This is a genomic window from Streptomyces sp. AK02-01A (assembly GCF_033795305.1).
Taxonomy (GTDB): domain Bacteria; phylum Actinomycetota; class Actinomycetes; order Streptomycetales; family Streptomycetaceae; genus Streptomyces.
Genome location: NZ_JARBAE010000088.1, coordinates 1 through 10,059, shown reverse-complemented (window position 1 = coordinate 10,059; position 10,059 = coordinate 1). Strand labels below are relative to the sequence as shown.

Here is a 10,059-nt window from a genome sequence, read left to right as displayed (position 1 = left end):
TCATCCCCCGTCAGCCGCAGCTACTCCTTCGTGCCCGACCCGTCGGTCGTTACCGAATCCCGGACGTCCCCGGTTATTCACGGTCGCGCGCCGCCACCCGCGACACCAGCACTCAATCCCTCCCCCTGCACCGCCGCCCGCACCGCCCCCGTGCCCGGCCCCCCGTGCCGACCCCCGGCACGCCGAGGGATTGAGTGCTGGTGTCGCGGGGTGCGGCGAGCCACCTGGAATCCCCGGGGAAGTCCGGGGTTTGGAACCGTCCGACGGGTCGGGCCCGAGGCAGTCGATCCGCCGGACGGTGGTCTAGGCCGTGACTCCCTGAGCCGCAAGCTGTTCCAGATCGATCGTGGTACAGCCATGCAGGGTCGTTACGTCGCGGGCCGCCAAGGTCCACCGGATGAGCCGGCTGTTGAAACTCGCCTCTGTGAGGCGGTCTTTGGTGTCTGGGAGGATCGGCTTGAGCGTCCGCGGGTCGTAGACGATGCCGGCGATGCCCCAGGGCTGGGCGCACTTCACCAGAGCCGCTGTATACCCCTTGCGCAGATGCGGGCAGACGCCCACGGATTCGATCGCGCACGGCCGGCAGACCGGGGGCGTAGTGGTCCGCTCGCCTTCGCCGATCGGCCGCCCCTCCACAGCACGCACGAGGAACAGGTGCCGCTCACCCCACCGTACGAAGTCGGAGTCGAATGTGGATTTCCCGCAGACCTGGCACAGCATGTGCGACATGGCCTGTCGCTGGCGCAGCGGGTGCACTCCGGCCAGATCGGGGTCCCCCGCGCCACGCACGGCGGCCTGCCGGATCCACAGATTGCCGTGCCGGCGGTCAGCGGCGCTGACCTCGCCGGCGTAGCCGATCCCCTGTCCTACCCGGATGATGGTCGACGCGGGCGAACGCTCGCGGCTCCATGGGGCGATGAAGGGAACGTGCAGGCCCTTCCAGTAGAACTGACGTGGAAGCGTCCCTACGATCTCATTCATGAGTGTGTCAGCCTTGGCGGAGTAGTTGAGACCACTGCGGGTGGGGCGTGTCGCCGGCTGCTTCGGACAGACGCAGGAGCTGTATGTCGCCGGTGCCGGCCGGAGCCCACAGGTGCTCCGCGTCGCGCTTGTAGCGCTGGAAGGGGCGGTCGGTGAAGAGTGCCGCCGCGCCGTGGATCTTGCCGGCGAGTGCGGCCGTCTCGGTGAGTGCCTCGATGCCCTCGTATTTGGCGTTGATCAGGTAGGTGTCGCAGGGCTGGCGACGGTCGAGCCGGGCGACCGCGTCGTAGGCTGCGAGCCGGGCGCTCATGAGGTTGGACTCGATCTGACCGAGCCGCTGCTTGACGGTGTCGAGGCGGGCGAGGGGTTTGCCGTAGAGGTGACGCTCCTGCGCGTACGTGATCGTTTCGTCCCTGATGGCCTGGTGGATGCCGAGCGCAACCGCTGTCAAGTTCGGGCGGCCGTAGAGGATGCTGGAGGAGTAGGCGACGTCGAGGCCCTGCCCTTTTTTGCCCAGGCGGTTCCCCGCTGGTATGCGGCAGTTGTCGAAGATGAGGTCACCGAAGGAGAAGCCGTGGAGGCCGAGCGCTTCCCGGTGAGGGGCCAGCGTCAGGCCCGGTCTGTTGTTCTCCACGAGGAAAGCGGACAGGCCGTTCGAGCCGGGCCCGGTCCGGGCCACGACGCCGTGCAGATCGGCGATGTGACTGTTGCCGACGTATGTTTTGTGGCCGTTGAGGATGTAGTGCTTTCCGTCGCGTCGGGCGGTGGTTTCCATGCCGAGGACGTGGCTGCCGGAGGCCGGCTCGGTCACGGCGATGGTGGGCAGCACCGTGCCGGCCGCGATCTTCGGCAGCCACCGCTTCTTCTGCCGGGTGCTCCCGAAATGGATGAGCATGGAGGCGCCGAGCTGGGAGGCTTGCACCATGGCGCCCATCGCCGGGCTGGTGCGGGAGATCTCTTCGATGATGATCGTCTTGCCCATGTGGCCGACACCCATCCCGCCGTAGGCAGGGTCTATGGTCGCCCCGAGCCATCCCTGCTGGGCGATGAGCCGGGCGAGGTTGTGCTCGACCGACCGTGCGGCCTCCATGGCGTCAACAAGGGGCGTCACCTCGCGTTCCGCGAACGCGCGCACCTCCTTCCGCAGCGCCTGCTCGGCCTCGGTGCGGGCCGCGCGCAGCCGCTCCTCCGCCTCCGTGTACATCCAGTCACCCATGATCGTCCCTCCCCTTTTTGGTCGGCTTCTGTCGTCCGTGTTGTGTGGTGCACCCGGGCTGCGTCAGCGGGCTGAGCTGGGGGCGCGCCGGTAGACGGTTTCCATGACGTCGTCCTGGCTGGCCTTGACGAGGGCGAGGGCGTGCTTTCCGAATGATCGGGGGCGTGCTTCTCGGCCGACGAAGCACACGGTGCCCAGCACGAGTCCGGTGCGTACGTCCAGCAGGGGTGTGCCGGCGTAGGTGCGGATGCCGATCCGGTCGACGACGTCGTTGCTGGCGAACCGCGGATAGGCGCAGACGTCGGGCAGGACCAGGGCCCGGCCGCGGGACATCACGTCGGGGCAGTAGCCGTGGTCGAGGGCCATCGTCCGGTCGACCGCGGGATCCTCGCCCCGGCCTGAAGGGCTGCAGAGCCCGACGAAGTTCTGCTTGTCCAGGGCGATGTTGACCATGGCATACGGGACGTCCGCCGCTTCGGCGAGCCGGGCGGCGAGCACGTCGAACTCGGCCACGGGGAACAGGCCCAGGCCCAGCTCGCGCAAGCGCTGCGTTTTGAGGTCGAGGTCAGGATCCGGCTGCCGCAGATGCAGCCCGGAATCGGCATCGTAGGTCACGTCAGTACTCCCTGAGAGGTGGAAAGCTGTGCGGATTTGGCGGCAGTCACGGCGTAGGCGACCAGGGTGATCAGCACGGTGGCCACGGAGGATTCATCGCGGGCGTCGCAGAGGAGGATCGGAACACTGGGCTCAAGTTCGAGCGCGGCCCGGACCTCCTCGGGCCGGTAGCGGTAACTGCCTTCGAACTGGTTGACCGCCACGACGAAAGGGATGTCCCGGTCTTCGAAGAAGGCCACGGAGCTGAAGGACCCAGCCAGACGACGGGTGTCGGCGAGGACGACCGCACCGACCGCGCCGGCGGTCACGTCCTCCCAGGTGAACTGAAAACGCGGCTGGCCTGGGGTGCCGAAGAGCATGAGGATCATGTCCGGCTCATCGCCGCCCGGCAGCGTGATCCGTCCGAAGTCCATGGACACCGTGGTGGTGGTCTTCGCTTCCACACCGTCCAGGCTGTCCGCACCGGCACTGGCCGTGGTCAGTACCTCTTCCGTCGTCAGCGGCTCGATCTCACTGACGCTGCCCACCAGCGTGGTCTTGCCGACTCCGAACCCGCCCGCCACGACGATCTTCACCGCGTACGGGTCCAGCGCGGGCGGCAGGGCCTCACATCGCGAACTTCTTTTTGAGCCGGGCAAGGAGCACCTCCGTCATTTCTATGTGGCTCGCCTCGGTGGGCGACAGGGCCAGCGTCAGGGCGCCGGACTCGATCAGCTCAGAGAGGATGATCTTGGTGACATGTGCAGACAGCCCGAGCATCCCGGCCACTTCGGCGACCGAGCACGGTCGCCGCCGGCACAAGGCGAGGGCCTGCTCCGCCTCCTGGCTCAGTACCTCGGCCACCACCACCGCCGAGGGCGTTGCCTTGACGAGTGTCGCCAGCCGCATCCGGTGGGAGGGCTCGGTCCTCCCACCGGTCACCGCATACAGGCGCAGCCGGGCGGTCGGCTCCACGGACCAGGTCGGGCCGGTGAAGGAACCCATCTCACTGGCCCACGCCGACGGGCTCTTCGCGCTCCCGCACCGGGGTGACCAGGTGCGGCTTCACACTGGCCACCAGCAACGACAGCTCGTTGCCGATGACGCCCGGGTCCGCGTCGGCGCTGGCCTGGACCGCCAGCAGCGAGCCCTCACCGCCGCTCATCACGAAAAGGAACCCGCCGTCCAGCTCAGCCACAACCTGCTTCGGACCGGCCTTCGATGGCTGCTGCTGAAGCCGGCTCGCTCCTTTGGCCAGCGAGTACAGGCCCGACATCACGGCGCACATCCTGTCCGCACCGGCTTCGTCCAGGATGCCGGCGCTCGCCTTCCGCATCCCTTCGGCCGACGAGAGTGTGGCACTGTGCGCGCCTGGCACCCGCTCGACAAAGTCCTTCATCAGCCACTGAAGGCTCGCGTACTGCTCGGAATCGGAAATCGTTTGAACCGGCACGTGAACTCCATAACTGCGGTGCCCGGTCCGGCCGGACACCGGTATGCGGTGGGGGATAGTCGAATACGGTCAGTCGAGCGGACGGGCAGACGGCGCGCTCTCGCCGCCCGCCTCCGCCCTTTTGACACCACTGGTAAACCTCGCCATGAGAGCGGAGCTGGCGGGGCCAGTCGTCCCGGTGGGCGGACTTGCCACAGAGCGCTCACCGCTGTCGACGGGGGCATCACTGCGCCGGGGCAGAGGCGGCCTGCCCTCCGCATCCGGCACCGGCGAGGGCCGTGCCGCCGGTTTGTCGGCGGCGCCGGCGCCCCGCCGGGGCAGGCCACGCACGGCAGGCCGCTCCAACGGCACCGCGTAGGGCTGCGGACCGGCCCCCACAGCAGGCGCGGAAGTGGTCACCGTCGGCAGGACAACCGGTTTCGGCGCCGTGAGCAGAGCCGGGGGAAGCACCACCGTGGCCCGGGTGCCACCCAGGTGATTGGTGCTGAGGGTGATCCGGATCCCGTGCCGCTGCGCTATCAAAGCGGTGACCGGCAGGCCGATCCTCCCCTCCTGCAAGTGCTTGCGCACATCCACCTCGGCGGACGACAGCAGACGGTTCCACCTCTCCGTGTCCGCAGACGTCATGGCCAGCCCGCCACGGTCATCGATCTCGACGGCCACCCCCGCGCCGACCCGGCCGGCCCGCACCTCCACCCGCCCGGGAGAGAACCGGGTCCCGTTCTCGACAAGCTCGGCCAGTGCGTGGATGACGTCGGCCGCCGAATACCCCACGATGGCGACATCCGCGGGAACCGTGCCGACGACATGCGCACGGGAGAAGTGCTCAATCTCGGAAATCGCCTGCCGAAGAGACTTACCCAGCGGAACCGGATCATTGATCTTGCGGCCCATCGCACCGCCCAGCACCGCCAGGCTCTCTGCGTGCCGCCGCATCCGGGTCGCCAGATGATCGATCTGAAACAGGCCGTGGAGCAGATCAGGGTCCTCGACCTGCTTCTCGACCACGTCGAGCTTCCGCAGAGCCCGGTCCACCAGGGCGTGCAGCCGCCGGGCGATCGAAACAAACGCCTTCACCTGGTCGGGCGGCTGGTACAGCCCCGCCTGGGCCACCGCGTGCACCGCCTCGGCGAAGGCACGGTGAAGGGACCGCTCCACCGTCAGGAACACATCACCCGAGACGTGCACCTGAGGACTCAGGCCCAGCTGGGGCGGTTGTGGCCGCTCCCCCTGGGCCACTCGCTCCGTCATCAGCCTGACGTCGGCCAGCCCGGCGGTCACCACGGCCTCAAGGTCCGTGATCCGTACCCGCATGCGGTCTTCGAGGTCCTGTTGCCGCCGGTGCAGCGCGGCCGCGGTCGCGGTTGACTGCCGGCACGCGACGACCAGAGTCGCCACCCACCCCACCACCCCCGCCGCGGCAGCTGCTATCCCACGGCCGCCCGAACCGGCGGCGCAGACCACGCACACCGCCCCGACGTTCGCCGTGGCGAAGAGAACAGGCACCACAGTCAGCCTGCGCAGCCGCACACGCAGACCACCCTCGGTGCCCAGGTCACCCGCCTTCGCACGCCTGCGACCGTGGCGGTGGGCGCGCGCGGAGGGCGCGACGAAAAGATCAGGCATCAGCGCTCTCCCGGGAGAAAGCACCGTCCACCGGCTGGCCGGCCAACGGCCGCGGTGCGGACCGCGCTGAGTTCAGCACCAGGTGCAGCGCGTCGAACACAGCGTGCGCGTCTGTCAGCACAGCCGTTCCGGCGGGCGGCAGCAGCCATATCGACCCCACGCAGATGCGCGGCCCCCCTCCGGGGCAGAAAAGATTCGCCCGCCGGACCATCAGCAGGTTCGCCTGCGGCAGCGACGGCCATGGCGTGATGGGCACGTGGATCACGCCGTGCTCACCGCAATGCAGAGCGGGGCCCATCCGCGCTCCGCCGGACCGCAGCGTGCGCAGGACCCTCAGCCCGAGCCGCGCGCTGAAAGTCGCCGTGTCCCAGCTCCTGCCTTCGCCGAGCAACGGTGCGCGAGGGTCCAGAGACGGACGCAGCCGCCAGAGATCATCCGTCGGCGACAGCTCCGACGCAGCGGACATTTGTGCAGGGGCGGACATAGCTCTCTCTCAAGTCGGGCCATACGGCAAGGCGAGGCAGCGGGGTAAAGCAGTGCTCTGGGGAAACGACGTGACAGGTCAAGGCGGGGCAGCGTCACCGCCGGGCCGCAGGCGACGTTTGGGCTGACGCGCGTCGCACCCCCGCCGGTCAGCGCAGAAAGAATCGATGAACGGTCCGGACGAGCCGTCGCTCTCCACGACCTCGAATACGAGTTCATTGGGCGAGGCAGCGACGTCGCACAACAGGCAGACCGCCAGTCGCGCATCCTCAGCCGGCGGCGAAGAGGGCACCGCAGCTCCCACCGCGTGCCAGCGGGACCAGTTACGGCAGCGGGCAAAGCACGCAGACTCGTCCATGCACACCGCCTGGACCCACCACTTAGCGCCCCCAACGGGAAGAAAATCGCGCCGGCGCAACGTAGTTGCGCGCACTACACGCTCACAAAGGCCACACCGCGCATAAGCGTTGGCGAGCACCGGCAACTCCGGCATCAGACCACCTCGGTCAACGTGCACCGAGCGGTAACGGCTTCCTGGATCACGACCTCGTAGGCCAGACCCTGCGGTGACATGACGTTCACTGTTCCCCAGGGGCGCGGGTCGCCGACGGCAGCATCCGGGCGCAGGCCAGCGGGAGCGCTAAGCCGTATCGGGGCATGGTGCTTAAAAAGCACTGCATGTGGAACCGTCCCCGTCCTCAGCGCGGCCTGCTGGCCGTTCAGCCAGTTCGGGCCGGCGGGTGCCAGAAACAGACGCGGCGACATCAGCCACCCGGATTTCCCTGTCTCGGTCTGAGGCGGGACGTGCATAGCGACCCCTCGTAGTCCAGGTATTACGTTGCCTCAGCGTTTCAACTCGGAGCTCGCCTGTCGCGGGCGCAGGTGTCCAAGTTTCTTGGCACTCCTGCGACTCGTTGACCAGCGGGGATAATCGTCCTTAGACGTAGAGATGGACGAGTTGGGCACGCTGGAAAGGCTCGCTCCTCTCCCTGTTCCGTTTGATAGTGGCTAACGTGAGTGGCAGCCCGCACTCAGGGAGGGACAATGTCGCCATCACCAGCGCCGGGGTCGAAGGCAGACCGCGATGCCCTGCGTCACGAAATGACAGCTGCCGGATGTACCACCGCGCAGATCGCTATAGAAATGCGCGTGCGCCTACGCCTACGCATCCGGGAAGCGTGGCGGCACGCCTGCGGCTGGACACTCCAGGAAACAGCGGACCGAATCTCCGCGCAAGCAGGACATCCCATCGCCGCCGACGCTTCACTCGTCGGCAAGTGGGAGAAATGGCCAGGGCCGAGTAGTCGGCGGCCTACGCTCCAAGTGCTCATCGCCCTAGCCGCAGTCTACGGCTGCAAAATTGACGACATTCTAGACATCGAAGACCGCCGTGCCCTACCCACGGCCGACCTGCAAGTCCTTCAACGTCAGGCGTCCAAACCACAGGAACGAACTTCGGCACCAGAGCAACCCACGGCTCCGCCGCAGCCTGAGCCCGACAGCGTCCTTGCCGCAGCCGCCGAGTCTGCTGCCTGGGCGCAGTGGGCCGAGACAACCAACGTGGGCGACATCGCGTTGGAACAGCTCTCAGTGGACGTTCAGACACTGGCCCACGAGTATCTCGCCGGTGACGCCGTCCAAGTCTTCCAACGCACTCGGCTCTTGCGAGATCGAGTGTTCGCCCTCCTGGAAGGTCACCAACCGCCACGCCAAGCCACCGAACTGTACGTGTCAGCGGGATACCTCTGTGGCCTCCTCGCCTGGATGTCCTCCGACCTCGGGAACCTCCGCGCCGCCGACACCCACGGTCGCACGGCGTGGCTGTGCGCCGAGAACGCGGGTCATGACGATCTGCGAGCTTGGGTCTGTTCCACAAGATCCAAGGTCGCACTGTGGGAAGGGCGCCTACGCGACGCAGTGAACCATGCCCGGCGCGGCGCTCACGTCAACGCCCGCGGCAGCGTGGGCGCGTTACTCGCCTGCCAAGAGGCTGACGCCTGGTCGATGCTCGGTGCTGCCACCGAAGCGGAGGCAGCACTCACGAGAGCACTCCAAGCCCGTGACAGCACAGGGCCAGACGAGATCGGCGGTCTCTTCTCATGTCCGGATGCCCGTCAGGAAAACTACGCAGCCGCCGTCCACCTCCGAATCGGCAAACCTGCGAAGGCCCTACGTGAGGCCGAATCGGCGCTCACGCTCCTCGCCACGCAGCCGGTCCGGCCCTATGGAACCGAGGCGCAGATCCGCATCAGCCAAGCCGCCGCGCTTCATAGCGGTGGCCAACCCGAAGGTGTGATGGAGGCCCTCGGTCCCGTACTTGCAATGCCGGGCGAGCGCCGCATGGGCCCGGTGACACAGCGCATGAGGGAGCTCGGCGCTGCGATGACCCGCAGCCCATCAGCCGATGCCGGAGTAATAGCTTCCGTACGTCGAACGATCGAGGAGTGGTGCCTCGATTCGGCCCGCCAGCATCTGGCCCTCTCGTCAGGGGACGGTCCCACCTGATTGGATCTCCAGTCATGACCTCTCAACCCGAGCACATGCGTAATCACTGGTGGTGGCGGCCGGGGTGGTCCGTCGGCCGCCGCTTCTACACCTGGCACCTGACCTTCGGAGAGCAACATGACGTCCACCGGTTTGCCGAGCAGTACCGAAAAGCCCTATCCCACATCGACGGTCTCGATCCGATTCCCGATCAGTGGCTGCATCTGACCATGCAGGGCGTCGGCTTCGTCGACGAGGTCGACCGAGTGGCTGTCGACGCGATCGTCGAAGCCGCCCGCGTGCGGCTCGCCGCAGTGCCGGGCTTCGATCTAACTCTCTCCACGCCGAGAATCGACCCCGAGGCCGTGCTCGTGCCCGTACAGCCGGACGGGGCAGTACGAGCCGTTCGTCACGCGATCCGCTCAGCAATCCGCGATGTCCTTCCAGAGGTGCCGGAAGCATCGGCCGGATTCATGCCGCACGTCTCTGTCGCATACAGCAACAACAACAATCAGTTGTCGCCCCTTTCCGAGGCCCTGGCCGCAGTCGACATTCCGCCGGCGACGGCACGCGTGAAATCGGCCGAGTTGATTGTCCTGCACCGGGACAACCGCATGTATGAGTGGACGCCATACGTTCAAGTGCCGCTCGGGTGATCTGGACGCACGAACGACTGGACCATCCCGGGGCGGACGTTCGTGCGTCGAAGCTGCTTTCTGAAACGACTTGCGTGGGCAGCTTGATTGCCTCGGACGAGGTTGCTGAGGCACGTCGCCCAGTGTCAGGGAGACGGCGATGACAGCCCATAGGACCTTTAGCCTCGATCGTTCGTGAGTCTCTGTCGGTTTGCTGACGGGGACTCTGTGTTCGTGTGGTGCGGTTTTTTCTGGGCCGGGGCAGGCTGAGGGCCCGGCTCTCGCGTCGGGTGGGCGTCGGGTTCCACTTCACCGGTGCGGTGGTGCAGGTTGTTGGGACGGTCGAAGTGGCTGGTCAGCCGGGGGTCGGCAATGCCTGGAGCCTGTTGATCGCGTCGGTGATGACGTCGGTCCAGGGCCATCGGGCGGGCGGAGCCAGTGGCGGCGTCCGGTGTTCACGAGCTGTGCGGCGGCGGAGAACAGGTGGGAGCGGAGCCTCTTGGGTTCCCAGCGGCGGGTCTTGCCGGTCAGGGCGAGCATCGGCATCCAGGCGAGGAGGTCGAGTGCGGGGGAGACGATCTCCAGCC

The 10,059-nt window shown here is 67.3% G+C and carries 10 protein-coding genes and 1 pseudogene; 2 read left to right on the top strand and 9 right to left on the bottom strand.

Annotation, left to right across the window (positions count from 1 at the left end):
- Positions 1-303: 303 nt before the first annotated feature.
- The 8 genes from PV679_RS35485 to PV679_RS35450 form a co-directional block, all read right to left on the bottom strand.
- On the bottom strand, positions 304-981 hold the full coding sequence (locus tag PV679_RS35485) for a hypothetical protein (RefSeq protein WP_319685409.1): 678 nt from the start codon (positions 979-981) through the stop codon (positions 304-306).
- A gap of 7 nt (positions 982-988) precedes the next feature.
- Positions 989-2,185, bottom strand: a complete 1,197-nt coding sequence (locus PV679_RS35480; RefSeq protein ID WP_319685411.1) for an acyl-CoA dehydrogenase family protein — start codon at positions 2,183-2,185, stop codon at positions 989-991.
- Positions 2,186-2,260: 75 nt separating this feature from the next.
- Positions 2,261-2,812, bottom strand: coding sequence for a GAF domain-containing protein (locus PV679_RS35475; RefSeq protein ID WP_319685408.1), 552 nt, complete (start codon positions 2,810-2,812; stop codon positions 2,261-2,263).
- Positions 2,809-3,450, bottom strand: a complete 642-nt coding sequence (locus tag PV679_RS35470) for a GTP-binding protein (RefSeq protein WP_416069871.1) — start codon at positions 3,448-3,450, stop codon at positions 2,809-2,811. Before PV679_RS35470 ends, PV679_RS35475 begins: the two co-directional genes overlap by 4 nt.
- Positions 3,419-3,766, bottom strand: coding sequence for a DUF742 domain-containing protein (locus PV679_RS35465; RefSeq protein ID WP_319685407.1), 348 nt, complete (start codon positions 3,764-3,766; stop codon positions 3,419-3,421). The genes PV679_RS35470 and PV679_RS35465 overlap by 32 nt, the downstream gene beginning before the upstream one ends.
- A gap of 31 nt (positions 3,767-3,797) precedes the next feature.
- On the bottom strand, positions 3,798-4,244 hold the full coding sequence (locus PV679_RS35460) for a roadblock/LC7 domain-containing protein (RefSeq protein ID WP_319685406.1): 447 nt from the start codon (positions 4,242-4,244) through the stop codon (positions 3,798-3,800).
- A 69-nt stretch (positions 4,245-4,313) separates the two neighbouring features.
- On the bottom strand, positions 4,314-5,774 hold the full coding sequence (locus tag PV679_RS35455; RefSeq protein ID WP_319685405.1) for a sensor histidine kinase: 1,461 nt from the start codon (positions 5,772-5,774) through the stop codon (positions 4,314-4,316).
- A gap of 88 nt (positions 5,775-5,862) precedes the next feature.
- On the bottom strand, positions 5,863-6,168 hold the full coding sequence (locus PV679_RS35450) for a hypothetical protein (RefSeq protein ID WP_319685404.1): 306 nt from the start codon (positions 6,166-6,168) through the stop codon (positions 5,863-5,865).
- Between the two features lie 1,508 nt (positions 6,169-7,676).
- Here PV679_RS35450 and PV679_RS35445 point away from each other — a divergent pair.
- Both PV679_RS35445 and PV679_RS35440 read left to right on the top strand, forming a co-directional pair.
- On the top strand, positions 7,677-8,858 hold the full coding sequence (locus PV679_RS35445; protein ID WP_319685403.1) for an XRE family transcriptional regulator: 1,182 nt from the start codon (positions 7,677-7,679) through the stop codon (positions 8,856-8,858).
- Between the two features lie 14 nt (positions 8,859-8,872).
- Entirely contained in the window at positions 8,873-9,493 is a 621-nt protein-coding gene (locus PV679_RS35440; RefSeq protein WP_319685402.1) for a 2'-5' RNA ligase family protein, read from the top strand.
- Positions 9,494-9,827: 334 nt separating this feature from the next.
- On the opposite strand, the pseudogene PV679_RS35435 reads toward PV679_RS35440, so the two are convergent.
- A pseudogene (locus tag PV679_RS35435) lies at positions 9,828-10,059 on the bottom strand (transposase); the annotation flags it as partial.